We start from the raw sequence: 25,700 nt of genomic DNA on the forward strand, positions 1-25,700 counted from the left end.
ATTGCCGAGAGAGGAGGTTTTGTGACGTATTGGGTCAAATTTATTTATGACAGAGAGACATACGTCGTGGATTTAGCGCGGATCGGTGCTTTTTGTCGATCGCCAAACGGAAAAATTGCCTTTTGGTTACCGCAAAGTCGCACTCCTGTTGTTATTCATCCTCAGAGTAATACCGAGGCTTATCAAACCGTGGTCAATTTTATCAACAAAACCCGACAATACTCTCTCGGCTCTCATTGGGTGAAAATTCATTATGAGCGGGAAGAATACGATATCGATTTGAATCGAATTAGTTCCTTTTGTTGCGCGCCGGGTAATGGAAAAATCTCCTTTTTCTTACCCGATAGTGGGATGAGAATTATCATCCATCCTCAAAGCAATCCCGATGATTATCAGAAGGTCATTGACTACATTGAACAGACCACGGGTCATGATTTAACCGGATAGGCGGATTCATATTTATTTCTCCTCGATCGCCTTGGGTCATTCTGATGGGCGGGCAAGACTTGCCCCCCCTTTTTCTCCATTAAATCTTTGAACTTCTAAATCTTTGAAGTTCTGCAATCGCATCGTTGACTATCGAGCCCTTTTCTTGCTTAGTTATTTTTTATATTTTCCGGCCTATCAGGTAATTCGCACAAGCGAGTTCATCATTAACTTTGGGGCTAAGTTCGGTGACGAAATCGCAATCGTTATACTCGCGATGATGTCCCAAAAGTTCGCCTACTTTCATGTTTTTAAATTTTTCGGCAACGGGTTGGGGCAAACCCCGCAAATAAGCATTGAGAAACCAGGTTAAGCAGGCAATTGGGAGGGCTTTCGGATATACGTCACATTTCACAATTTCTACCCGGTCGGCAAACAAGTTTTTCAGTCCGTTACTGGTCATATTATAGTAATGATCGGGATAGCCATGAAACGGTTGCAGAAATGGGGCGATCGCGTAGATAGTTCCTCCCGGTTTCACCACTCTCAGGATTTCTCTCGCGCAGTCAAATGGATGTCTGACGTGTTCTAACACTAAAAACGAAAATACTGCGTCAAAACTTTCCGATTTAAAAGGTAAATTTTCTCCAATACCTACTACATCTGTTGTCGGATATTCGACAATCTCAAAATTAACGACATTTTCATAGTATTTGTTTTTTAAGCCACAACCATTATCGAGAATCAATCCATCAGCAAATTGCGAAATATATTCAGTAGCTACTGGATCGTATCCAAACGCAGAGACATTTTCCGTGCTTTTAATTTTCCCTTTTTCAATTAATTCTGAATTTAAAAAATTGTAACAACTGTCATTGAAACTAAATTCATTCTGGCAGTTGTCACAGTGCAAGCGGCGTTCTACAGCAGTCAGAACGGCACTGCCACAGATCGGACATTGCAAAACTTGCTTAATTTTGTTTAATTTTTGAGCTTTTGCCTTTCTCAATGTAGCGATTGCTTCTTCAGAAATCGATAAATTTATGGGAAATTGACAAGTTTCTCCAGCCAGAGAAAATGAAATAAAATAAGATTCTTGAGTCGGTAATTCAAGAATCGATAAAAGCTGGTGAAATCCCACCGCCGATTGATGGGGGTAAATGGCTTCGACATCGGGACGGCTGACTGAGTTGAGTTGGCGAGAATAGTTCCCGGAGGTTGTCCGGAGGTTCAGATCGGCGATCGCCTGACCCCCCTCGCAGATAATCCAACCGCTCACTACCACGGAAGGGGTAACGATGCGATCGGTTTGTGGAGAATCAATACAATAGTTAAACCGCTGAGAAATGGACATATTTGTAGGTTTAGATATCGATTTTGAGGATAAAAATTAAAGCGATAAGCCAGTTTATCTCATACAGTGGGAAAAAGAGAACCGAGCGGCGATCGCAACATCCCCTTCCCAGGCAAAATAAAATGGGAATCGATTAGAGATATTTTCCATGACACCCGATCGTCAACAGTTGCAGCAAGAACTCAACAATCTGAAAGACCGCTTGCCAGGGTTGAGCAGTCGCCTGTCGCAAGCGGCAGTAGAACTCAAAGAAGCGGGGGTGCTGATGGACAAACGGCTGATGGAATTGCTAATTGCCTATCGGCGGAATTTTACCACGTTGCGATCGCCAGTCGCTGAATTGGCAAAAAACTTTTTGGTGCCGGGAGTGGTGGCACCATCTCAAGTGTCTTCCCTGCACGATATCGATGGAGCACTGCCCACCCTACAATTGCTTGAGCTTTCGTCACCCGATTAATCCTCAAAACTTGACTTTTTAAAGGCTATCCTCGATGGTTTGCCATGCTAATTTAGCTGCTCCAACCATACCGGCTTTGTTACCTAATTCAGCGACTAAAACCTGCAAATTGGGCCGACAAACCGGCAGGACCCGGCGTTCAATTTCGGCGATCGCCGCTGGAATAAAAAATTCCGCACTCGCACTAATTCCACCACCAATGATGATCGCCTCTGGGGTCAGCACATAAATTAAACTGGCTAATCCCGCCCCCAAATGATGTCCATATCCTTCCCAAAACTCCAACGCCTGCCGATTGCCCGATCGCGCGGCATGACCAATTTCTTCTGGGGTGGTCCGAGTCGCCCGTTGAATCGCTTGCACTGAAGCATACTGCTCTAACGAGCCTTTATTGCCACTATTACACTCAGGACCATATAAATTAATCGTAATTAATCCTAACTCCCCTGCCGCCCCAGTATGGCCGGTAAACAACTTCCCATCAAGGATAATTGCACCGCCAACCCCAGTCCCTAGGGTGAGCAAAATTAGATTGCGAAACTGACGCCCGGACCCTAACCAAGCTTCTCCCAATCCGGCGCAATTGGCATCATTGGCGAGAATTACAGGTTTGCCGGTTTTTTGGGATAACCATGAACCCAGGGGGACATCCTGCCACCCATCCAAATTAATCGCTACTTTGGCAATTTGACCCGTGGCATCCACAGGACCCGGTGTCCCCACCCCAATTGCCCGACATTGATTATCCGGGTCCACTTGGGCGATCGCATCCACAAGCACTCGTAATACTGCCTCTGGTGTCGCCGGTTTCGGGGTATCTACAGACCAAGATTCATTACAGGTCCCCTCTAACTCAAATCGTCCTAATTTAATCGCCGTCCCGCCTAAATCAATTCCGATGACGAAGGGGTTATTTTCAGTTGTCATTTGTTATTTGTCCTGGGTCTTATGTCCTTGTTCTTGTTAACCCGAAATTGGGCTATTCCTTCCGCATTTTCGGATTAACAAATTCGTTTAATCCTTCTCCCAAAAGGGACAATCCCACCACCATTAAAGTCATGGTGCAGCCGGGGAAAAAGGCGGTCCACCAAATGCCAGTGGGTAAGGCATCCAGGGCTTGACGGAGGTCGTTTCCCCATTCGGGGACTTGTTCGGGAAGTCCTAATCCCAGGAAGCCTAATCCGCCGAGGATTAAGATGGCATCAGCAGCATTGAGGGTAAAGAGGACTGGGACGCTTTGAATCACGTTTAAAAATAGGTAGCGGGAGAGGACGCGCCAGGTGGAGGCCCCCATTGCCTGGGCCGCTTCGATAAACAGTTCGGTTTTGACGCTGACGGTGTGATTGCGGACGACGCGATAATACTGGGGAACGTAGGCAATACTCAGGGCGATCGCAGCATTAAAAATGCCTCTACCGACGACAAAGGCTAAGGTAATCGACAGCAATAATCCCGGCAAGGTGTAGATTGTGTCCATCAAAAATAACAGGGTCCGGTCTAATTTGCCGCCTAAATAGCCACTGACTAACCCCAGGGGAACCCCGATCGCCATACTCAAGGCAGTCGCTAAAATCACGACTTGCCATGCGACGCGAGACCCCATCAAGGTCCGGCTCAAGACATCATATCCCAGGCGATTGGTCCCAAACCAATGGTCCCAGGAGGGCGCGTCATGGATGGGATGACTGAGAAATTCTGTGGGGTCCGTTAGCCATCCCCAGGAGATTAACAGGGGAGAGAACAAGGCAATTAACACGAACATCAAGGTAATCCCTAATCCCACTCCCATCATTTGCATGGATAAGTTGGGACCGTGGGACGATCGCATGAATCGAGGCAGTCGAAGTTTCTGGGTAGTCATGAAGGGGAGTGGAGGGGTAGTGTTGGGTGTAAAAACCCTTATGGTGATTTGCCTTACAAGTAACGCCACCTCCGGTTCCCTCCCCTTAGCAAGGGGAGGGTTAGGGTGGGGTCAAAACAAGTAACGCCACCTCCGGTTCCCTCCCCTTAGCAAGGGGAGGGGACTGGAATGGGTAGGTTAAAACTCAAACCGCTGGCGATCGCTGGACCAACGCTGCAAGCTGTACCCATTGCTTCCTTCTACCACTAAGACGGGGAGTCCGCCAGTGGGTAGATCGGCAATGCCGGCGATCGCTTGGCTGTCTGCGGTAGAGAGTTCACTGTAAATCAGTGCCCCTTGGTCATCAAAAATTAAAGTGCGGGTCCGGTAGGCGGCATGGGAGAATCCGGGGGAGGGCACTAAGGCATCACTCCGCAAGGTGATCACGGCTTCGGGCCAGTTGTTGCCGGTGAGCTCCGTGGATTGGACGAACCATCCGCCCAATTGGGTGAGCATTTGTTCCTGGGAAGGAACTGGGCCCTGGGGGACCTGGCCCGTGGTTTGCAACTCCTGCCACAAGGAAGGCAGTAGCATTTCCACCCATTCCGGATCATCCCGTTGCAATTGTTTGAGGGTTTGAGGTGTGGGCGATCGCCATTGTAAGGCAGCCTCGGTCAAACTCAAGGGTTTGGACACGCCTGACCCAATTTCTGGGGTGGGAATCGCATCGCTTGTGGTCAGTAGGAGTAAGTTCCCCCCGACTAACCGCAATCCCTTGACGGTCCCCACGGTGGTTTTTTGCTCTCCATTCGGCATCCAAACGCCGATTTGAATCTGGGGGTCGTTGTGCAATCCCAACTCTTTCCACAGATGATTTCCCAGGGCGGATTTGGGGAGAGTAATATCTTTAAAGGGGGCCTGTCGCCAGCGACGGGAGTCATTAAACCCACTGACTTGCACTTGATACCAAACTTGTCCGGATTGCAGTTCTAAGGCTGGGCTGCCTTGGGGGCGAAGCCAGTCCTGGGGATTGACTTGGGACAGCATGGAAGCGGTCCCAATGATTTGACTTTTATGGGTTTTGAGTTTTTCGGAGTAGGTACTGGCATTAGCCCGGGCATCGAGCAAATTATAAATGCGATCGCGCAGTTGGGCCGTGTTTTGCCCTTGTTCTTCAAACCAGGCAACGGCTTCGCTGTCATTGTAGCGGGCGGCTAAAACCAATGCCCCCCAGGCTTTGGCATCGGCTTGGCCCGGGTTAACTTGAACGGCGGTTTCGATGCGATTCCATAAGGCAAATTTCTCATCGGTGAGCAAGCTTGCCATTTCATCCCCGAGTTTTAGCTGTAACTCATACACCTCTAAGGCTTTTTTCCAGTTGCCATCCATCAAGGCGGTGAGGATTTGCTGGGGGGGTTCCATGCCGGTGGCGTTGGCTTGGGTTTGGGTGATTTGGGCATGATACCGCAGCACATCCAGTTGGGCTTGGGCGGATTGGGGCCAGCTTGAACCGGAACTGTCCTGTTTGAGGGAGGCCATTAATTCCCAGGCGGCAGACCATAAGCCACTTCTGGCCAGCAAAAGGGCATCTCGGTAGGCGCGGGAATTGAGGAAGGGTTCCACGAGGGAGATTTCCTCTAGGCGGATGGGATTCAGGAAAAATTGGATGGGTTTGATTTGATAGATTTGGAACTGGGGTTCCATGCCGAGGGTGCGATTGATCACCAGTTCGGGATCCCCTCCTCCACTGATGTCCTGCCATTCGGGGAGATGACCTTCGGGACTGACCCATTCGGTCATTTCGCTGAGGTGAAAGGTTTCGGGGTTGTAATGGATGATTTTTCCATAAGCGATTTTGCGCTTGCCGAAGGTGCGATCGCTGTGTAAGTTAAACCAATTTCCCAGTTCTGGGGCCTGTTCAAAGGGGTCCAACCGGGTCAGGGGTTGCGGGCCCGCGCTGAGGGTGGCGGCTTCGCTGTCGGTTAAGGTGGGAACGAGGCCAGATGGGTCGGGTCCGGTGATTTCTAGCTTGTTGAGGAGTTGATAGTAAGGCTGGGGATCACTGGGATTGTTGGGATTGAAGACCGGACGATAGACCCGGAGTTCGGCTACGGCTTGACAAGGGGTGGCGGTGGCTTCTGGAGTCCCTGAACAGGGGATTTCCACCATCACCGGCATCAGCAGTTGCTGTTGGGCTTTGGAGGGGGTTGGGTTTGAGTCTTGGGGTGGAGAATCCAGGGGGAGGGTGGCGGCCGGAATCAGTCCGGCTTCTCGAATTTGGTCGGTGATCTCCTGGAGGGTTTGGGGGGCTTCTTTGTTGGCGATCGGGACTTGGGAGGCGGCAGGTAACCAGGATTGGACCCAGTTGATGGAGGCGGGATCAACAATCAGGCGAACGCTCAACCATGCGCCGCAAAAGAATAAAGTGGTACTGCCGGTGATGGCGGCGATCGCACTCAATCCATTGCCCGGTTGGGGATCTAGGGGGCGAGCCCCTCGCGATCGGCTGACTTGCGGCGTTTTCCGAGGCGGCGACACCCGATCGCCGCCATCGCGTCGCGTTCGCGATTTCGCAGCAGGCGATGCAGGCACGGGTTTGCGCGGTGGCCGCCGGTTCGCGGTGGCCGGACTCACGGGTGCTCGCTTGCGAATAGGGTTGTTCATCCGAGATCTCAAAGGTAAGGGGGATAGGTTTCTAGGACGCTGGCTCGACCCAATCTGAATTGAAGGTGTTGCTATCCTATCAGGATTTGCCTGCGGATAACTCGGTTAATAAGCTGGAGTAGCGATCGCCAGCCACTTCCCAGGTATAATCCCGTTCTACCAGTCGTCGGGCATTCACGGATAATTGGTCTCGCAGACGTCGATCTTCAAATAAACGCCCGATTTCAGTTACATATTCGTTGACTTCATTGGCGCGTAATGCGCGTAAGGGGATGTTGGGTCCATCCACGCTTAACCCTTCTAATCCGCGATCGCTGGCAACCACGGGGGTTCCTGCGGCCATTGCTTCTAGGGTTTTATTTTTAATTCCATATCCGGTTCGCATGGGAATCACGCAGACGGTCGCTTGGTGCAAATATTCGGCGATCGACGGGACCTGACCTGTGACGGTCACTCCGGGTTGGTTTGCCAGTTCTTGGACTTCGGCCACGGGTCGGGAGCCCACGAGGGCCAGGGTAGCATCAGGATACCGCAGGCGGATTAAGGGAAAGACTTCTAAGGCTAAAAATCTGACGGCATCAATATTGGCTAAAATGTCCATCGCCCCCACAAAGACGAGGCGATGTCCCCCTGGATCGACTTCGCGAACGGGAAACATCTCTAAATCTACGCCATTGGGGATGACGGAAATTTTGGCATTAGGATTTAAGTCTTTGATTTGCTGTTGGTCGTCTGTTGTGGTGACGACAACCCCGGAGAATTTAGAACAGTAGCGTTGTTCATACTTTTGCAAGAGGGGGAGTTGCAGGCGATCGCGTAGGGGATTTTCTGAGGTGTTGGTTTCCAGGAGTTGCCGACAGGTTCCATACACTGAACTATGAATATCTACCACACTGGCGATCGCTTCTGCCCACTCGGGACGTACATAAATCTCGTTCACACTATGCTCGCAGGTAATGGCAAATTCTGAATTCTGACCTTTAGCCATCACTGATTCCACATAATGATCCACCCAATGCTGCATTTTTGGCGAGTACCGGGACAGGACGTTTGGCGGTGTTCCTTGACTCAGAAATTTGGCAAAGCGCTTCACTTTTCCTAAACTGCCTTGTCCTGCACTTGCACCCGGAGGGGGGAAAATCGCCACATCTTGCACCCAATCCCGCAACCGTTCCACTTCCGCATCGGTGACATCGGGCGATCGCTGGGTCACTAAGATGACATGATGGTGCTGACTCAGATATTTCATTAAGTTAAAGGTCCTCACATGGGTTCCCCCCAGTGTGGGTGGATAAGGAAAGGTGCAAGATATCATTAAAATTTTCATACAATCATCAACCCTTAATCCGGTAAACTACTATAATAATCAAAAGATAACATGGGTGATTCCCAATCCTCCTTTTATCAGCTTTCTTCTCTAATTCGGCCCTCAATGCGGGTCAGGGAACTGCATCCGCACAAGCCGATGGGTTGGCTTGTGCGAGTCTACATCATTCCGGTTGAAAAACTTCCCCAATAACCCTGAATATTCTCCCTAAAAAGACTGTTCCAGAATTATCCCACGGATTGAGCCTCCCGATGCTACAGGAGTTACGCAGATTTTAAAAATCCCCCCTAAATATAGAGGCGATTCGCGAATCACCTCTATATTGTAGGTTCTGCCCTCCCCAATTGCGTAAGTCCTGGCAAAGCAAGAGACCTCTTGCAAACAAGAGGATTTTGCAATAATTCTAATTTAGTTTTATTTTCTACAATTTGGAGCAACTTTAAGTGCTGATTACGCCGTGAATCCCCCATCAATCACTAATTCTGCTCCCGTTACAAATTGGGATTCATCTGATGCTAAATACAGAATAGCTAAAGCAATTTCTTCGGGTTCTGCAAACCTTTTTAAAGGGGTATCTTCAGCTAATTTCTCCCATAATTCCGCTTCTCCTCCCGCTTGTTCTTTAAAGCTTTCCCACCCTTCCATACTCGACCAAAGGGGTGTCCTGACGCCACCGGGTAGCACGGTATTCACCCGAATCCGAGGTTCAGTTTGAGCGGCTTCTAATGCCGCACATTTGGAAAACAAGCGCACTCCAGCCTTGCTGGTAGAATAGGCTGAGGCACCGGGGGCCGCTTTAAATCCAGAGGCCGAAGAAACATTAATAATGCTGCCACCCTTACCCTGCTTCATGGCGATTATCCCATATTTTGTTCCCAAAAATACCCCATCTAAATTCACCGCCATCACTTGCCGCCATTGGGCTAAGTTCATGTCAGTAATAGACTGGGCCACGGATATCCCAGCATTATTGACTAAAACATCGAGTTGATCCCATTCTGCTAATACCAAATCTAAGCCCTGTTGCCACTGATTTTCATCGGTAACATCCAGTTGAAACGACAGGGTTGGATATCCCTGTTGGCGCAGTTCGGACGCGGTTTGGGCGGCTTTTTCTCCATCAATATCAGTAACAGCAACCCTTGCACCTTCTTGTCCCAAAATCATGGCGGTGGCCCGCCCAATTCCCGAACCTCCACCCGTAACCCAAGCCACTTTTCCCTCAACTCTACTTTTTGTCATTTGTTGTTGGTCATTTGTTGTTGGTGAACAGAGGAATGATGGATTAGGGGAAAAGAAACGACTGAAGTCGTTACTACAAACATTTCCCCATTTCGATGGGGGTTTACCCCATTTCTCATCAACTTTTACCCTTCCCTTCCGGCAACATCGGACGATTTTGATAGGGCATTGGAATATACTGAACCGTGGGACGGGCTGCTTTAGCTTGGGGATATAAATCCATTAAGTCATAGATAGAATGAGGTAAACCAACGGTTATGGGTAAACCCATTTCCGTTGCTTCTTCTACGGTAATGGGATAATCATGAGTGACTTGACCTGTGGTTAGTTTTTCAATGATGGTATCAATATCTTCGGGGTTGATTTTTTGGACGGGAATATTGTCTTCTAAGAGGGTGCGAACAAACCGCTGGACTTGGGCGATCGCCTTGCGGGCAATATCCGCCATAATTATGGTTTGGTCGTCAATTTCTGAATGGGGCTTGTCTTCTAAAACTTTGAGAATACTGGCCGCTGGAGAGGTTCCTAACTGCGGGTCAACGGGACCGAGAACGGCATTTTCATCCATGACAATTTCATCGGATGCTAGGGCCAGCATCGTCCCTCCACTCATGGCATAATGGGGAACAAAAACAGTAACTTTTCCCTGATGACGAATTAAGGCCCGGGCAATTTGTTCGGTGGCTAAAACCAGTCCGCCTGGAGTATGTAAGATTAAATCAATGGGAACATTGGGGGGAGTCAGGCGAATCGCCCTGAGAATTTGTTCTGAGTCTTCAATACTGATATAGCGGGACAAAGGAATCCCTAGTAAACTAATGGATTCTTGGCGGTGAATTAAAAGAATGACGCGGCTATTTCGTTGTCGTTCAAATTCGGATATCGCTTGATAGCGACGGGTTTCAATTTGACGTTTTTGCCACAGAGGTTGCAAGGAGGCGAGTAAGAAAAAAATCCAAATAAAATCTAGGAAATTAAAGTCCATATTCATGAAGGAAACCCTTAAAACAAGCGGCTATTACTGGTATTTTAGTGTAAATGCTGAAAAATTGGACCCGAAGGGGCGATCGCCGACTTTGGGTCGGGTTTGAAATTATCGCCGGTTTCGATGGGATGATTGAACGGGTAAGGGTTCCAGGCGGCCATATCCCCTGGGAGGCGATCGCCAAGGCAATTCTGGGAGTTCTCTGGGTCTCCCTGCAATTTAAACTGGTATTAGACGTTTTGTCCTTTATTGTCGTTGCCAATCCAGTTAGGGGGAGCACATGGAAGTGCAGGAGCTCAAGTTTCTGCTAGATTTATTAGGGTTTCCCGATTATCGGGCAGCCATCACCCAGATTAAACCGAATCCGAAAACCAAGGCGGCAGAACGCGATGGCATCTGTCGGACACTCGCCGATCGCGAGTTAGTCGGATATGCTGAGGAGATTTTGACCTTTGCGATTTCTCCGGCAGGAAAGTCGCTGCTGCAACTCGACCCCGCCCGATTGCCGATCGCTGAGACGGAAGTAGCCATTCTAACGGCTTGTGCTGAGTCTACCATCACTCCGGCACAAACCAACCTAGAGGCAGCAACCCGGCAATCTGTTATTCAAGGGTTAGCAGAAAAGGGATTAATTAAGGCGGAAAAAACCCAAATTACCGAGGTTTGGTTGACCCCCCGAGGACAGGAATATCTCCGGGAAGAGTACAATCCCAGTGGAACGTTACCTGTCGTTAGTTTGGATATGCTGACGAATTATTTGCGCTTCTTGCGGAAATCGTTGCGATCGCCAGAAGAGTCTGTTTCCCCCCATTCATCCCCCGCAACCATCCCTCCGTCATCATCGGAGATGATTCCACCTAAACCCTTATCCGATGATGAGATTGTGCGTCTCATTCAGCAGTTAGATCGGGAATTAGCAACGGATAACTATTTGCCGATTTTTCATCTCCGGCAGAAGTTGCAACCGCCCTTGTCCCGAGAAGAGTTTGACCGCACACTCTATCGCTTACAACGGAACGATCGCATTGAGTTAAGTTCTTTACAAGAGGCCATTTCTTACAGTCCGGACCAAATTGAGTTGGGGATTCCCCAAGATATCGGCGGTCCTTTGTTTTTTATTATTGTAACTCAATAACCCGAAAACAAACCCATTTTTCATCCTTCATTTTTCTGTTGAGGAACTCTTATGGCAACACTCGAACAAATCATTCAGCGTGAACCGAATCCTTTTGATGCGGAAACCTTTTGGTCAGGTAATTTTTGGCAGGAAAAACAAAATCCGGCGTTTACCGTTGATTCTATTCACCAAGAGGCCATTTCCCAAATCGAAACCTTACTCAATCAGGTGGCCGAGGACCATCGCACTCGCACTGTTTTATTAGAAGGGGAAACCGGGTCGGGAAAATCTTATCTTTTAGGCAGAATCAAGCGGATTCTCAACCGGAAAGCCTTTTTTGTTTATATCGAACCCTTTACCGCCAGTGATTATATTTGGCGGCATATTCTCCGGTACACCGTGGATAGTTTACTGGAAGTTCCCGAGGGAGAAGAAGATTCCCAATTGATGTTGTGGTTAAAAGGGTTATCGGAGTTTGAACATCGCAGTATCATGGATATGATTCGCGGCGATCGCCAGGTGTTTATCCGGAATCTTAGGGATAACTATCCCACGGGAATCTATAATGCTAATGAGTTTTTTGGCGTCCTCTATGACTTGACCAATCCCAAATTTTCGAGTCTCGCCTGCGAATGGTTACGCGGCGATGATTTAGATGAAGAAAGTCTCAAAATCCTCCGCGTGCAACATTCCATCGATAGCGAAGATGCGGCCCAAAAAATCCTCGCCAACTTTGGCAGAATTTCCGCTGAAACTCTCCCGATTGTTCTCTGTTTTGACCAATTAGATAATATCGCCAGGTTGCCCGATGGATTGATTGATTTACCCAGTTTATTTGGGGTCAACTCCGTGATTCACACCCAAAAATTAAAAAACTTTCTGGTGATGATTAGCATCATTACCGATACTTGGAAACAAAATGCCTTTCGCATCCAAGCAACAGATAGGGACCGCCTTGATGCGGTTGTTCTACTCAAACAAATTAGTCTCTATCAAGGGGAGGCACTTTGGGCGAGTCGTTTGTCCATTTTGCATCGTCAATCTGCCACCCAACCCCCTTCTAATTTGTATCCCCTCAACCGAGAAAAGTTAGAGGATAAGTTTCCTGGGGGTAAAACTCGTCCCAGAAATGTTTTGATGTTGGGACGCCAGTTATTTCAGGATCACAAGTTAGAATTAATGCGCGATCGCGTCGAGTATATTGATGTAGAATATACCCAGGTGATGGATCGGGAAACCTCCCATTCCCCTGAACCAGCGATCGATGTTTCAGAAGCGCCCAGTTTACCCCCAACTTCTGAAACTAAAGCCGATTTGCTGGCAGCTTTCAAGTTGTTATGGTTGCGGAAATTTACGCAAACTCAGGAGAGGATTTCCCGAATCCGACAGTTTTCTTCCCCGGAATTAATAGCTATGTTAGGGGAAGCATTAGAAGCATTATCCATCCAAGAGGTGAAGCTACGCTTCCTGGATAGTCGCACTTATAGCAGTTATTCCCTCAGCTATCAATTCCCGGGAACTTCGGAAACCGTTGGGGTGGCATGGAGTGAAGATGCCAATTTGACGAAGTTTTGCAATTTTATGAAAGTCTGCCAAGAGGCGATCGCGGCGAAACAATGCCACAGATTGCACCTGATCCGCGAAGAAAGTATCGGCAATCCTAATAATACCGGATACCGAATTTATAGCGATATTTACCGCACTTCTCGTCATCAGCATCTCAAACCAGACTTACTGTCGGTTCATTATTTAGTCACCTATCACAGTTTAGTCAATGATGCCTGTGGCGGAGATTTAATTGTCGGCAATGCTACCCCAAATTTAAGCGAATTGCAAACCCTGATTCGAGAATCCAAAATTTTGCAATACTGTCCCCTGTTGCAACAATTAGAGTTAGTCCCCAGTCTCCCGATTGGCGAAGCAACTCGGGAATTGTGGCAACCTGTGGAGGATTTTCTGTTAAATCGGGCCATCAGTCAACAATGTATGGCCCGCCAACGGTTATCTCAAGAAGCGATTTTGCAATTTTCCCATATTAACGAATCTGAAGTTCATCATTTAATTGAACATCTTTGCGAAAATCATCCGGAAGTTGCCATCCTGAATCCTGATGCAAAACTGGAAGATCAGTTAGTCTATTTGGTCAACACGCAGCGATAACTCCAATTGCGATCGCCTGGAGACTGCGATCGCCTCTGGACGAAATTGCAACCCTATTACACCCTGTATTCTCTCACTGAGGAGTCCGCCGTGGCATCTATTGACCGCATTATTCAAGAATCCGTTAACCCCTTCGATTCCACCACCTTTAGACCGGGCAATTTTTGGCAAGAAGACCAAAACTCAGCCTTTACCGTCGATTCCATTCATCAAGAAGTCTTAACTGAAATTACCTCCGTCGTCAATCACGTCACACAAGACCATCGAACCCGGACAATTCTCCTCTCCGGAGATTCCGGATCGGGAAAAAGTTATCTCTTAGGACGGATTAAAAGTACCCTCAATTCCAAAGCATTTTTTGCCTATATCGGACCTTGGCCGGAAAGCGAATTTATTTGGCGGCATACCCTTCGTAATACCGTCGATAGTTTAATGTATGTTCCCCAGGGTCAAACCGAATCCCAATTATTACTTTGGTTAAAAGAATTAGCCGCCTTTCAAGATAAAAGCCTGATGAAACGGGTATTCGGGGAACGGCAACTGTTTATTCATAAATTAAAAGGAACCTATCCCGCTGGAATCTATAACGCCAATGAGTTTTTTGGCGTTCTCTATGACTTAACCAATCCCAAATTATATCCCCTCGCTTGTGAATGGCTAAAAGGGGATGATTTGGACGAAGCCAGTTTAAAACTATTGCGGGTCAAACGGTCCATTGATTCCGAAAATGCTGCCCAGCAAATCTTATCTAATTTTGGTAAAATTGCCTCAGCAACTCAGCCGATAGTTTTATGCTTTGATAACTTAGATAATATTGACCGAGGAATCGATGGATTAATTAATTTACAGGCATTATTTAACGTTAATTCGATTATTCATAACCAAAAACTCAAAAATTTTGTTATTATTATTAGTATCATCACCAACACATGGCAGCAAAACTATAAACGGATACAACCGGCGGATTTAGCCCGAATTGATACAAAAATCCGCCTGAGTGCGATCGACCTCAATCAAGCTGCCGGATTGTTGGCGATGCGATTGTATCCCTTACACCAACTCTCCCAAACTCCACCCCCATCCCCCATCTATCCCATAACCGAACAAGATTTAGAAGCGAAATTTCCCGGAGGGAAAACCTTGCCTCGGTTTACACTCCTCCTGGGAAGACAACTGTTTCAAGAGGCGAAGCAGCAGGAGGGAACAAGAACCGAAACTGTCATCTCACCTTCCCCCAACGAAGTAACTGCCGCCTTTCACCTGGTTTGGGTGAAAGAATTTAATAAAACGCAGGATAAAATCACCCGCCTGCGCCAATTTTCCGCCCCGGAACTGATGCAAATGGTCCGAGAAGCCCTAGAAGCATTAAATGTGAGTGGCATTCAACAAAAACTCTTACCCAGTCCCACCTACGCCAGTTATTCCCTCAGCTATCACCTCCCGGCGCAACTGGGAAGAATTGGGATTGTCTGGACAGAAGACCCCAATCTAGTCAGCTTTTATCATATCATGAAAGCCTGTGAAAAAGCCCTGACCATGCAACGCTGCAAAACCCTCTATTTAATTCGCGCTGAACGCTTAGGAACGCGCAAAAACCTGGGAAATAAACTCTACTCAGAAATTTTTACCGGACATCCCCATCGCCACATTTTACCGGACATGGTATCAATCCATTATTTAGTAACGTATCACAGTTTAGTCAATGCCGCTTGTGCCGGTGAATTAGTCGTGGGAAGTCTCACCCCGAATTTAAAAGAATTACAAGAAATGATTCGCCATGCCCAAATTTTAGAGGACTGTCCAGTATTACAAACCTTGGGCGTGTTTACCGGATATACCCGCATCATCGGAGTCAGCGATAATAAACCGAAACAACTCGGACCCGCAGGCGATCGCAGCAAAGCCTTAAAGCAGGCAAAAGAGTATTTACTCGCCTTAGTCCGCACCCAACAAATCATGGGCCGAACCGTGTTGATTCAGAATACCTTAGACCAATTTACCGATGTACAAGAGTATCAAGTTAAAGAGTTACTCTTTCAGCTTTGCACCGAAAACAAGCTATTTATTTTAGATGAAACTGTCCCAGAATCCGCCCAGTTAGTTTGTGTGTTAGAAGCCTTTGGCAAGAAGGCTAAAAACTAGACAGAGTGGCAGGTTTGAAACTGCCACTCTTCTAAAATTCACAGAGTCAGGGTATCTTTACCTTTGCCAACCATCAATCAGTTTAGCAATTGTTTTACCACCTAAGCCCTTAATTCGGGTAACCAAATTTTCAAAATTGATAAAGGGTTCAAAGGGTTTCTTCTTTCGCTCCTTGACTATATTCTCAATGATAGTTTTACTGACCCCAGTCTTTCCTAACAGTGAACGCAGTTGGGCTTCAGGCAACTCTAAGTTATTCAGAGATTCTAATAAGGGGGCAGGTTTGGGATTTTGATTTTCAATATCTTTTAACCGTTCCTCTAACTTTTGACTTAATGCCTCTTCCATTCTCTGGAGATTCTGAGAATATTCAGCCTTTAATTCATTGAGTCGGGTTTCCAGCCGAACTTCAATATTAATGAATCTGGCTTCTACATCTGATTGAATTGGTGTCTGAATGGGTAAATCTTTAACACCTTGAGGATTAGGTTCAATGGGTGCTTGAGTGGGTGAATCTTTAACCCCTTGATTGCTCCTTGGCTGTGCGAAACTCTTTAATAAATCCGTTTGCTTGAGGATAATCTCTTCATTTTTTGGTGCAAAAACAAAGGCATAAACCATTTCCCCTTTACGAGGATTTTTTTCTCTAGCTCTAACCGCAGCATAGTATTCTAAATGCCCATCAACTACGGTATAGCTTTCGACTCCCATCCTTTTTAAAACTAAAGGTCTTAGAAGTCCATCACATTCTAACATTATATCCGAAAGGCTATCTAATGCTGTTTCCGGGAAAGTTGATCGAGACACCGGCGAATTGATACTTTTAACATCTACCAGGGAAAAAGAAATCATTTTTTCATTCCTATTTTAGCTACAACTTCTAAGGCTAATGCTTCAAATTCACCCGATGATAAAGAATCCGGTGCATATTCTAATATGGATTTAGGTTCAGGTATGTCTTGGTCTCCGATTGGAACCGTATGATTAGTACATTGAGAAAGAATTGTTCGTTCATAAATAATTGTTTCCATTAGATTGAGGTGATACGTTGCAGAAATAACACTTTTTTGTTTAGGAAAAGTATATTGCAAAAATTTGGGGTTGGGTGAAATTTTAGAAGGTAAGACTCCCAAAATCTTAAGCGGTTCTTTTCCAATCATGTCTCGAAACTCATTCACTTGACTGATAAACTGGATGACACTGGGTAACCCTTGGTTAGCAAAAGGTTTCAAATCAGATGGAATAATCAGATGGTCCGCAGCAATCAACGCGACTTCTGCATATAAGTCCCGGGAGGGAGGAGTATCTATAATTACGATATCATATTCTTTTTCAACTTGGTTTAACTTAGTGACTAGCCGACCTTTAGTTGCTCCGATTTGATTCAATTTATATTGCCCTTCAATGAGGTTAATATGAGAAGGAATTACATCAATTTCGGGGGTGTTAAAATTATCAGATTGTCGAGTAACATTTGATACAGAATAAAAGTCTCCTGTTTCTAAAATATGATAAACATTTTTATCTTTTAAATTGTCATCTTCTTCAAATAAAAACTTCATTAATCCTGTGGCAAAAGTTGAATTAGATTGAGCATCTATATCAATTAACAGGACCTTTTTTCCCTTTTTTCGGAGGGCGGCAGCTAAGTTGACTGCAACCGTGGTTTTTCCGACGCCGCCTTTGTTATGATAAACAGCAATTACTTTCACCGTAGAATTCCTCTTAGTATTAGAAGTGGGTTCAACAACGGGTTCGGGGTCACTGGGAGTGGGCGGAAATAAATCCTCTGGAAACGGGATTTCTTCCGATGCTTGTTCAGGAATTGACTGGTCCCTAATAGGAGGGAGATTAGAGTCTGTCGCCGGTGAATCCAAGGTTTGTTTATGTTGACTGCTCTCTTTCCCAATCAAGGCATTAATTTCTTCAATTTTTGCCTCGACTTCTTGTCCCAAACACTGAAAGACTAGATGGATGTCCTCCCCCACTCGTTCATAAATCCGCATTTCCTTACCATTCGTGAGGACCCCATATTTAACCTGTAGTTTTGTTAAATAGCGTTTAAACTTTCTCAGGTGTCGGTCTAGGTTTTGTTTGGGACTTTTGGCCTCCATCACGACACTCAGGGGAGAATTGGCATCAAGGACGAAGGGAACGGCTTGGATGGCGAAGGCTAAGAAATCTAACCGGATGCTACTAAAAGCAACTTCTTGATGCCAACTGTCCGGGGTGTACCCTAATGCTGGCAACAAGTAACTGACGATTAGTTTACTCTCAACTTCGCTCTCGTTTCGGCAAAGGTCTGGATGGAAACTCAAGGTTTTTACCCGGATTATCCGGTGCCTTACGGAATCGTTTTAGATCTTACCTGATCTGAGGTAAAACCCGAACAATATCTTAATATTTTTTAACAAAAAAAGCCGATCGCCACTGAATCGAGAGGGTGCGTTACTTTAGATTGTCGCGCACCCGATGATCAGGGATGTAACTGTTTTCAATTTGCCGATCGCTCTTTAGAACCCGAAAAACTCTCTTTCAACTTGGCGATCGCACCTTGGATAAAATTCGGCTGTTTTTCTGGAGGACGCACTGCTAACTCGATAGGATCTTCGGCATATTCTTTCCCTTTTAAGCGATACCCATATTCCAGATTCTGTTGATTTTTTCGCAGAATAGGAAACAAGCGAAATCCGCCTTCTCGCAACTCTTCCTCTGTATCAAAAATCGCTTGATTAATCTTACTGGTTCGATTCACCATCAATGAACCCACGGGAAACCAGTTCTTTTTGCCTTGTATCCGCATAAAAATATGAAATTCGGGCATATCCCCTTCTTTCATTTTCTCATACTTCTGTGCTGCCTCTTCCCGCTTTGCTGTGCCTTTGCCGCTTTTCTTGCGCGGTTGCACTTTCCCAAATCCCTGTTGTGTCGTCACTTTGGCTTCCTCCTGGGTGGTATTTACAAAAGTTTACAGTATTTCTCAGAATTCTGCAATCCTTTTTGTCGTTTGTCCTTGGTTGTTCGTCCTTGGTCCTTCTGGGTTGCTTGCAGAGGGGGACCCCACCCTAACCCTCCCCTTGCCAAGGGGAGGGGACCGGAGATGCCGTCAATTGCTAAATATAGGGTTGATTCGCGAATCAACCCTACAGTTTGGAGGCGTCAGGGGGGCTACAATTGCTCATCCTCGGGTGGAATGATTTTTAACTGCAAGGTTTCGGAAGTTTCAACGGACATGGGGAGGCGATCGCTGACGGCATCTAACTGAGTCCGCATTTCCTTCGTCAGAGTGAGAACACAATCAAAATCAATCTGTTCCTCTTGCACGAGTTTCGCCAATTCTGAAAACGGTGTTTTATACGTCGATCGCTCATAACTGGAGAATTTAACTCGATGCATTTGCTTGATCCGTTGAGCTTGCATTGCCGATTTGAGGCGCTTTTCCACATAACTCAATTCCGACTCCAGTAACGCCGCTTCCTGCTTTAATCTTGTATATTCTGCCGCTAGAACCTGCACGTTATCCGTTGCTGGATCTCGCTGAGTCATGCCTTCAATTTCCATCAGACGGCGATGCACATAAGCTAAATAAATCGGGTCGAGGGTGGCATATCGAACTTGGCTCTCACTTAGCGATCGCCTTCCCCAGTCACTTTGTTGCTCTGAACTATCTGGACGAGGTAACCCGCACAATTCACAAGCTAAAGTTTTGAGTTGAAAATTGGAGGTTTCTAACATAAACAACGGCAAACTTTTCGCCAAAAGTAACGTACAAGTTACATTTCTGGCTTGGGCTTTTCCTAAAAACCTCAAATCATAACTGGCATTGTGAAACACTTTTTCAATGGCAGGGTTAGCCATGATAGTGTTGATAAACTCGGCAGTTAATTGGGGGCGATTAAGAACATCTAAGAGATAAACCCGGTTCATTAACAGTTCTAGGGAGTTGGGGAATTCTCCTGGGAAGTCTGGCAAAATCTGAATCAGAGAAAGTCGGGGGTTTTTGGTTCGATAATCCGCCACTTCTGTATCCACCCAAAGGCGTTCAACTTGGGTACAGGTGGCGATCGCATCTTTAATATCCGTGGGATCCGTTAAATAGGGCATCGTCCTAACTCGGGGTGATTATTCTTGATCGAGGTTAAATCTCTAGGGTACTGGGAATTTAACCCCGAGTGAAGGGCAACCCGTCCTAGAAAGAGTGCCGAAGGGAATCTAAGTTATCTTTGAAAGAGTCCAAACTCTGAAAATGCTAAACAATCGACAGCGAACTCATTAAACTCATATATGAAAAAAGCGCTAATTTGTGGAATTTCCGGTCAAGATGGAGCCTATCTAGCCCAATTACTCCTTTCCAAGGGCTATACGGTTTGTGGTACCTCTCGCGACGCGCAAATGTCATCCTTTCGCAATCTGACCCGCTTAGGCATTCGCGAACAAGTCAAGTTAGAATCCATGTCCCTAAATGACTTTCGCAGTGTGTTACAAATTTTGACAAAAATTGAACCCGATGAGGTGTACAATCTCGCGGGACAAAGTTCTGTGGGGCTATCCTTCGATCAACCTGTGGAAACGTTAGAAAGTATTGCCACCGGGACGCTGAACTTGTTGGAAGCGATTCGGTTTACGGGAAAAACCATTAAATTTTATAATGCGGGGTCCAGTGAATGTTTTGGCGATACGGGCGATCGCGCGGCGGATGAAACCACCCCATTTCGGCCCCGCAGTCCCTACGCTGTCGCCAAAGCTACCGCCTTTTGGGAAGTCGCCAACTATCGGGAAGCTTACGGATTATTTGCCTGTTCTGGAATTTTGTATAATCATGAGTCTCCCCTGAGACCCGAACGGTTTGTCACGCAAAAAATTATTGCTGCTGCCTGTCGGATTGCCGGGGGGAGTCGCGAAAAAGTAAACCTCGGGAATATTTCCGTACAACGGGACTGGGGTTACGCGCCGGAATATGTAGAGGCGATGTATTTGATGTTACAGCACCCGGACCCGGATGATTATGTGATTGCCACCGGGGAAACCCATCGGTTGGAGGATTTTGTGGCGATCGCCTTTTCTAGTGTGGGACTGGATTGGCAGGAGTGGGTCAATATTGACACCAGTTTATATCGACCCACCGATATTGCCGTGGGTCGAGGCAATCCAGGCAAGGCGAAAGCCAAGCTGGGATGGGAGGCGACGTCGAAAATGCCCGAGGTGGTTAGACAGATGGTAGAGGCCAAAAGGCAAGGGATTTAAGCAACACCGGGCGGGCAACAACCGGCGGGGGCAGCAGCAACAACCGGCGGGGGATTTATCCCCCGCCGGTGTTGCGAGGGGTGCAAAATGTCCGTTGAAACCGACTGAAAGCCTTATCCCGTAGTATTTTTAGTCGGTTTTAACCGACTTTAGCTATTAGGCGGGGGTTTTAACCCCCGCCGGTTCCCCCCGCCGGTTCCGCCGGTTGTTGCTTTCAAATGTCAGGGTTTTGTAACAGGTGGATACTCAATTGGCGACTTTTACTCCCCCTGAGATTGAAGACAAAAATCGACGTGAAATTTAACATTTCAGACCCAGAAAGTTTGACAAAATAACAGTGCCACCAATCTAGCCTCAACACCTTGTTGTCTAGGCAAGAATCATTATGTAAATTGGAGATGAGCTCGTGGCTATTGCCAGTATCAACCCGGTGACGGGAGAAACGATACAAACCTTTACAGCCCTAACCGATGCGGAAGTCCAGGCTAAACTGGAAAAAGCGCAACAGGCTTTTGAAAAATATCGGCGGATTCCTCTTGCCCAACGGGCGGTATGGATGAATGCCGCAGCGGATATTTTGGAAAAAAATAAAGAGCACTATGGGAAAATCATGACCCTGGAAATGGGCAAAACCCTCGCTTCGGCGATCGCAGAGGCGGAAAAAAGTGCCTTGGGTTGTCGGTATTATGCAGAGAATGCCGCCCAATTCCTGGCAGATGTTCCCGGACAAACCGACGCCAGTAACAGCTTTGTGCGCTACCAACCCCTGGGCCCGGTTTTAGCGGTGATGCCCTGGAACTTTCCATTTTGGCAAGTATTTCGCTTTGCGGCCCCGGCCCTGATGGCGGGAAATGTGGGTCTACTCAAACACGCCTCCAATGTGCCGCAATGCGCCCTTGCCATTGAAGAGATTTTTACCGAAGCGGGATTTCCCGAGGGTGTCTTCCAAACTTTGTTAATAGGTGCTGACAAAGTAGGGAACGTGATCGCTGATGATCGCGTCCAAGCAGCGGCTTTGACCGGATCCGAGTTTGCCGGTTCCAGTTTAGCGGAAAAAGCCGGGAAATATATCAAGAAAACTGTCCTAGAATTAGGAGGGAGTGATCCGTTTATTGTAATGAAGAGCGCGGATCTAGAAGTTGCCGCAGCAACGGCGACCAAAGCGCGGATGATTAATAATGGGCAGTCTTGTATCGCAGCAAAACGCTTCATTGTCGAAGAAGCGATCGCGGATGAATTTGAGCAACGCTTGATTGAGCATTTCAAAGCATTACGGGTAGGAGACCCAATGGATCCGGCCACGGATATCGGACCCCTGGCCACTCGCTCAATCCTAGAGGAATTACACCAACAAGTGTTAGCTTGTGTGGAAAATGGAGCAAAAGCGGCGACTGGGGGCATTCCTTTAATTGATCGTCCCGGAAACTTCTATCCGCCAACGCTAATCACCGATATTCCCCTCGGAATACCGGCAGAACGGGAAGAATTTTTTGGACCCGTGGCCTTGTTATTTCGGGTGGCCAATATAGATGAAGCGATCGCCCGGGCGAACGATATTCCCTTTGGTTTGGGTGCTTCTGCTTGGACGAACGAACCCCAAGAGCGCGATCGCTTTATCGAAGAACTCGAAGCCGGTGCCGTCTTTATTAATGGCTTAGTCAAATCCGACCCGCGCCTGCCCTTTGGTGGCATCAAACGGTCCGGATATGGACGCGAATTAAGCATTCAAGGCATTCACGAATTCGTGAACATCAAAAGCGTTTGGGTCAAATAAACCCTAACCTTACCCTGACCGATTGTCAGAGGTTCCTAACTTACCGAACCCCTGGGCAATCTCCGCAGGTTCTCACTTTTACCACCGTCATCAACCCCACATTTCTCTGAGGTAACACAAGATTATGGGTGAACTTAACACCGCCGAACTCTTAGTTCATTGTCTGGAAAATGAAGGCGTCCAATACATTTTTGGACTCCCCGGAGAAGAAAACCTCGCCGTTTTAAAAGCGCTGAGTAACTCTTCAATTCAATTTATTACCACCCGTCACGAACAAGGCGCGGCATTCATGGCCGATGTTTACGGACGGTTGACCGGAAAAGCCGGAGTCTGCCTCTCCACCTTGGGTCCCGGTGCCACCAACTTGATGACAGGGGTCGCCGATGCCAACTTAGATGGTGCTCCTCTTGTCGCCATTACTGGACAAGTCGGAACTGATCGGATGCATATTGAATCCCATCAATATTTAGACTTGGTGGCAATGTTTGAACCCGTCACCAAATGGAACGCACAAATTGTCCGTCCCAGCATCACCCCGGAAATTGTTCGCAAAGCTTTTAAACGGGCACAAACGGAAAAACCTGGGGCGGTTCATATCGATTTACCGGAAAATATTGCCGCCATGCCGGTTGTCGGTGAACCCTTGAGAAAAGATAAGCAAGAAAAAAGCTATGCCTCTTATCAAGGATTAAATGAAGCAGCAGCAGCGATTTCTCGGGCGAATAATCCCCTCATTTTAGTCGGAAATGGCGCAATTCGCGCTCATGCCGGGTCTGTGTTAACGGAATTTGCCACTCGCCTGCATATTCCGGTGACCAATACCTTTATGGGGAAAGGCGTCATTCCCTATACTCATCCCCTTGCCTTGTGGACAACCGGATTGCAACAGCGTGATTATATTACCTGTGCGTTTGAGCAAACGGATCTGGTGATTGCCGTGGGCTATGATTTGATTGAGTATTCCCCGAAAAAATGGAATCCAGACGGAAAAATTCCAATCATTCATATTAATGCAACTCCTTCGGAAATTGATAGTAGTTATATCCCAATTGTGGAAGTGGTGGGGGATATTTCTGACTCGTTGATGGAAATTTTGCATCGCGCCGATCGCCAGAGTAAACCCACCCCTCACGCCTGCGAACTTCGCGCCGATATTCGCGCCGATTATGAACAGTATGCTACGGATGATGGATTTCCCATCAAACCGCAAAAACTGATTTATGACTTGCGCCAGGTGATGGGACCGGATGATATTGTCATCTCTGATGTGGGTGCCCATAAGATGTGGATTGCCCGCCACTATCATTGCGATCGGCCCAATACCTGTTTAATTTCCAATGGATTTGCTGCAATGGGAATTGCGATTCCTGGCGCATTAGCGGCTAAATTAGTCTATCCCGATCGCAAAATTGTAGCCGTAACCGGCGATGGCGGATTCATGATGAACTGCCAAGAATTAGAAACCGCCCTGCGCGTCGGAACCCCCTTCGTAACCATCATCTTTAACGATGGCGGATACGGACTGATTGAGTGGAAACAACAGAACCACTATGGCGAATCTGCCTTCATCAAATTCACCAATCCCGACTTTGTGAAATTTGCAGAAAGTATGGGATTAAAAGGCTATCGCATTGAATCCGCAGCGGATTTAATTCCCACTCTGAAAGAAGCCCTCGCCCAGGATGTTCCAGCGGTGATTGACTGTCCGGTTGACTATAGCGAAAACATCCGCTTTAGTCAAAAAGCAGGCGGATTGAACTGCACCATCTAAATCACCATGAGTTAGGAGTTAAGGAATGAGACAAAACGCGGTACAATTAAGCCCTCATTCTTAATTCCTAACTCATGAAAATTGCCACTTGGAACGTTAACTCGATTAGAACTCGATTAGAACAAGTAACCGACTGGTTACAGACCAACCCCGTTGAGGTATTGTGCTTGCAGGAAACAAAGGTAGTCGATGCGGATTTTCCGCGATCGCCCTTAGAAGCATTAGGCTATCACCTTTATATCTCCGGCCAAAAATCTTACAACGGGGTTGCTTTATTAAGTAAAACTCCCCTCACCGATGTCAGCATCGGTTTCACCCCCATCCTCGGTCCAGAAGTCGCCGAATTAGACGAACAAAAGCGCGTCATCACCGGAGTTTTTGAAGATATTCGCATCCTCAATCTCTACGTTCCCAATGGTTCATCCGTCGGCAGTGATAAATATAGCTATAAACTAACCTGGCTGAAAACCCTGGAAAACTATCTTAAAAATATTCTTGACAAAACCGATAAATTATGTATTTGCGGTGACTTTAATATTGCCTTAGAAGCCATAGATATTCATCGAAAAACCACCCCCAATGATATCATGGCCTCCCCCGCAGAACGGGCCGCCTTAACCCAAATTTTAGAACTCGGCTTAACCGATGCCTTCCGCCTATTTAATTCAGAACCGGGACAGTTTAGCTGGTGGGATTATCGCGCCGGTGCCTTCGCCCGAAATCGCGGCTGGCGCATCGACCATCATTATGTTACCCCGAAGCTGAAAGAACGGGCGATCGGCTGTACCATTGACACTGCACCCCGGCAGTTATCCAAACCCAGTGATCACACCCCAGTGATTTTAGAATTAGAGTGATTTCAGGCGAGTAGGGTGGGCAATGCCCACCCTACTAGATGGGTTTAAAATCATTCGGAGGGTTAAAGATGAGCCATTCATTATCTATGGATGACGACGAATTAGCCAAAATGAAAGAACTGCTTGAATTGGCTAAAATTACTGAGCATCAGATGAAAGAGGTAGCTGATTTAACATTGGAGATAGACCAAAAATATGAAAAACGGTTAGCTGAAATTAGAGTGGCCGAAAAGATGGAAACCCAGGGGATTGAATAGCAAAAATAAAGTAGGGTGGGCAGTGCCCACCTTCAGCCTCGTGAGGGGCTTCAGCCAACTCGTCGGTGGGCATTGCCCACCCT

Annotated in this window: 22 protein-coding genes; 10 read left to right on the forward strand and 12 right to left on the reverse strand. The window is 47.0% G+C overall.

Annotation, left to right across the window (positions count from 1 at the left end; genetic code table 11):
* The first annotated feature begins 21 nt into the window (after positions 1 to 21).
* Positions 22 to 447: a hypothetical protein gene (locus NG795_RS00345; protein WP_367286685.1), complete on the forward strand. Its 426-nt coding sequence runs from the start codon at positions 22 to 24 to the stop codon at positions 445 to 447.
* Positions 448 to 607: 160 nt separating this feature from the next.
* On the opposite strand, the gene NG795_RS00350 is transcribed toward NG795_RS00345, so the two are convergent.
* Complete coding sequence (locus NG795_RS00350; protein WP_367286686.1) at positions 608 to 1,780, reverse strand: methyltransferase domain-containing protein; 1,173 nt, start codon at positions 1,778 to 1,780, stop codon at positions 608 to 610.
* A 148-nt stretch (positions 1,781 to 1,928) separates the two neighbouring features.
* Here NG795_RS00350 and NG795_RS00355 point away from each other — a divergent pair, with 148 nt between their 5' ends.
* Positions 1,929 to 2,237: a hypothetical protein gene (locus NG795_RS00355; protein ID WP_367286687.1), complete on the forward strand. Its 309-nt coding sequence runs from the start codon at positions 1,929 to 1,931 to the stop codon at positions 2,235 to 2,237.
* Between the two features lie 18 nt (positions 2,238 to 2,255).
* Here NG795_RS00355 and NG795_RS00360 read toward each other — a convergent pair whose 3' ends face one another.
* The 7 genes from NG795_RS00360 to NG795_RS00390 form a co-directional block, all read right to left on the reverse strand.
* Entirely contained in the window at positions 2,256 to 3,164 is a 909-nt protein-coding gene (locus NG795_RS00360) for an ROK family protein (protein WP_367286688.1), read from the reverse strand.
* 52 nt (positions 3,165 to 3,216) lie between these two features.
* Positions 3,217 to 4,098 (reverse strand): ABC transporter permease, encoded by an 882-nt coding sequence (locus tag NG795_RS00365; RefSeq protein WP_367286689.1) that lies wholly within the window; start codon positions 4,096 to 4,098, stop codon positions 3,217 to 3,219.
* A gap of 177 nt (positions 4,099 to 4,275) precedes the next feature.
* Positions 4,276 to 6,741: a hypothetical protein gene (locus NG795_RS00370; protein ID WP_367286690.1), complete on the reverse strand. Its 2,466-nt coding sequence runs from the start codon at positions 6,739 to 6,741 to the stop codon at positions 4,276 to 4,278.
* Positions 6,742 to 6,820: 79 nt separating this feature from the next.
* On the reverse strand, positions 6,821 to 8,068 hold the full coding sequence (locus NG795_RS00375) for a glycosyltransferase family 4 protein (RefSeq protein WP_367286691.1): 1,248 nt from the start codon (positions 8,066 to 8,068) through the stop codon (positions 6,821 to 6,823).
* A 450-nt stretch (positions 8,069 to 8,518) separates the two neighbouring features.
* On the reverse strand, positions 8,519 to 9,310 hold the full coding sequence (locus NG795_RS00380) for an SDR family NAD(P)-dependent oxidoreductase (protein WP_367286692.1): 792 nt from the start codon (positions 9,308 to 9,310) through the stop codon (positions 8,519 to 8,521).
* 118 nt (positions 9,311 to 9,428) lie between these two features.
* Positions 9,429 to 10,301, reverse strand: coding sequence for an SDH family Clp fold serine proteinase (locus tag NG795_RS00385; RefSeq protein ID WP_367286693.1), 873 nt, complete (start codon positions 10,299 to 10,301; stop codon positions 9,429 to 9,431).
* Positions 10,302 to 10,339: 38 nt separating this feature from the next.
* Positions 10,340 to 10,513: a hypothetical protein gene (locus NG795_RS00390; RefSeq protein WP_367286694.1), complete on the reverse strand. Its 174-nt coding sequence runs from the start codon at positions 10,511 to 10,513 to the stop codon at positions 10,340 to 10,342.
* A gap of 62 nt (positions 10,514 to 10,575) precedes the next feature.
* Between NG795_RS00390 and NG795_RS00395 the strand changes: the two genes are divergently transcribed.
* The 3 genes from NG795_RS00395 to NG795_RS00405 are packed head-to-tail and all read left to right on the forward strand — an operon-like array spanning position 10,576 to position 15,714.
* On the forward strand, positions 10,576 to 11,430 hold the full coding sequence (locus tag NG795_RS00395; RefSeq protein WP_367286695.1) for a hypothetical protein: 855 nt from the start codon (positions 10,576 to 10,578) through the stop codon (positions 11,428 to 11,430).
* 51 nt (positions 11,431 to 11,481) lie between these two features.
* Complete coding sequence (locus NG795_RS00400; protein ID WP_367286696.1) at positions 11,482 to 13,572, forward strand: P-loop NTPase family protein; 2,091 nt, start codon at positions 11,482 to 11,484, stop codon at positions 13,570 to 13,572.
* A 6-nt stretch (positions 13,573 to 13,578) separates the two neighbouring features.
* A complete protein-coding gene (locus NG795_RS00405; RefSeq protein ID WP_367286697.1) occupies positions 13,579 to 15,714 on the forward strand; it encodes an ATP-binding protein in 2,136 nt (711 codons plus the stop codon).
* A 57-nt stretch (positions 15,715 to 15,771) separates the two neighbouring features.
* On the opposite strand, the gene NG795_RS00410 is transcribed toward NG795_RS00405, so the two are convergent.
* The 4 genes from NG795_RS00410 to NG795_RS00425 all read right to left on the reverse strand — a co-directional run bounded on the left by NG795_RS00410 (position 15,772) and on the right by NG795_RS00425 (position 19,818).
* Positions 15,772 to 16,566 (reverse strand): hypothetical protein, encoded by a 795-nt coding sequence (locus NG795_RS00410; protein ID WP_367286698.1) that lies wholly within the window; start codon positions 16,564 to 16,566, stop codon positions 15,772 to 15,774.
* Positions 16,563 to 18,032, reverse strand: a complete 1,470-nt coding sequence (locus tag NG795_RS00415) for an AAA family ATPase (protein ID WP_367286699.1) — start codon at positions 18,030 to 18,032, stop codon at positions 16,563 to 16,565. Before NG795_RS00415 ends, NG795_RS00410 begins: the two co-directional genes overlap by 4 nt.
* Positions 18,033 to 18,208: 176 nt before the next feature.
* On the reverse strand, positions 18,209 to 18,649 hold the full coding sequence (locus tag NG795_RS00420) for an HHL1-like protein (protein ID WP_367286700.1): 441 nt from the start codon (positions 18,647 to 18,649) through the stop codon (positions 18,209 to 18,211).
* A 233-nt stretch (positions 18,650 to 18,882) separates the two neighbouring features.
* Complete coding sequence (locus NG795_RS00425; RefSeq protein WP_367286701.1) at positions 18,883 to 19,818, reverse strand: ribonuclease D; 936 nt, start codon at positions 19,816 to 19,818, stop codon at positions 18,883 to 18,885.
* 180 nt (positions 19,819 to 19,998) lie between these two features.
* Between NG795_RS00425 and NG795_RS00430 the strand changes: the two genes are divergently transcribed.
* The 5 genes from NG795_RS00430 (at position 19,999) to NG795_RS00450 (ending at position 25,617) form a co-directional block, all read left to right on the forward strand.
* Entirely contained in the window at positions 19,999 to 20,958 is a 960-nt protein-coding gene (locus NG795_RS00430) for a GDP-mannose 4,6-dehydratase (protein WP_367286702.1), read from the forward strand.
* 406 nt (positions 20,959 to 21,364) lie between these two features.
* Positions 21,365 to 22,732, forward strand: a complete 1,368-nt coding sequence (locus tag NG795_RS00435; protein ID WP_367286703.1) for an NAD-dependent succinate-semialdehyde dehydrogenase — start codon at positions 21,365 to 21,367, stop codon at positions 22,730 to 22,732.
* 124 nt (positions 22,733 to 22,856) lie between these two features.
* The gene (locus tag NG795_RS00440) at positions 22,857 to 24,503 is read left to right on the forward strand and encodes an acetolactate synthase large subunit (RefSeq protein ID WP_367286704.1); all 1,647 of its coding nucleotides are present in this window, start codon (positions 22,857 to 22,859) and stop codon (positions 24,501 to 24,503) included.
* A gap of 74 nt (positions 24,504 to 24,577) precedes the next feature.
* Positions 24,578 to 25,360 carry an exodeoxyribonuclease III gene (gene xth, locus NG795_RS00445; RefSeq protein WP_367286705.1) on the forward strand — a complete coding sequence of 261 codons (783 nt, stop codon included), beginning with the start codon at positions 24,578 to 24,580 and terminating at the stop codon, positions 25,358 to 25,360.
* 68 nt (positions 25,361 to 25,428) lie between these two features.
* Positions 25,429 to 25,617 carry a hypothetical protein gene (locus tag NG795_RS00450; protein WP_367286706.1) on the forward strand — a complete coding sequence of 63 codons (189 nt, stop codon included), beginning with the start codon at positions 25,429 to 25,431 and terminating at the stop codon, positions 25,615 to 25,617.
* Positions 25,618 to 25,700: the final 83 nt, after the last annotated feature.

The sequence above is a fragment of the Laspinema palackyanum D2c genome, from assembly GCF_025370875.1.
In the GTDB taxonomy this organism is placed as follows: Bacteria; Cyanobacteriota; Cyanobacteriia; order Cyanobacteriales; family Laspinemataceae; genus Laspinema; species Laspinema palackyanum.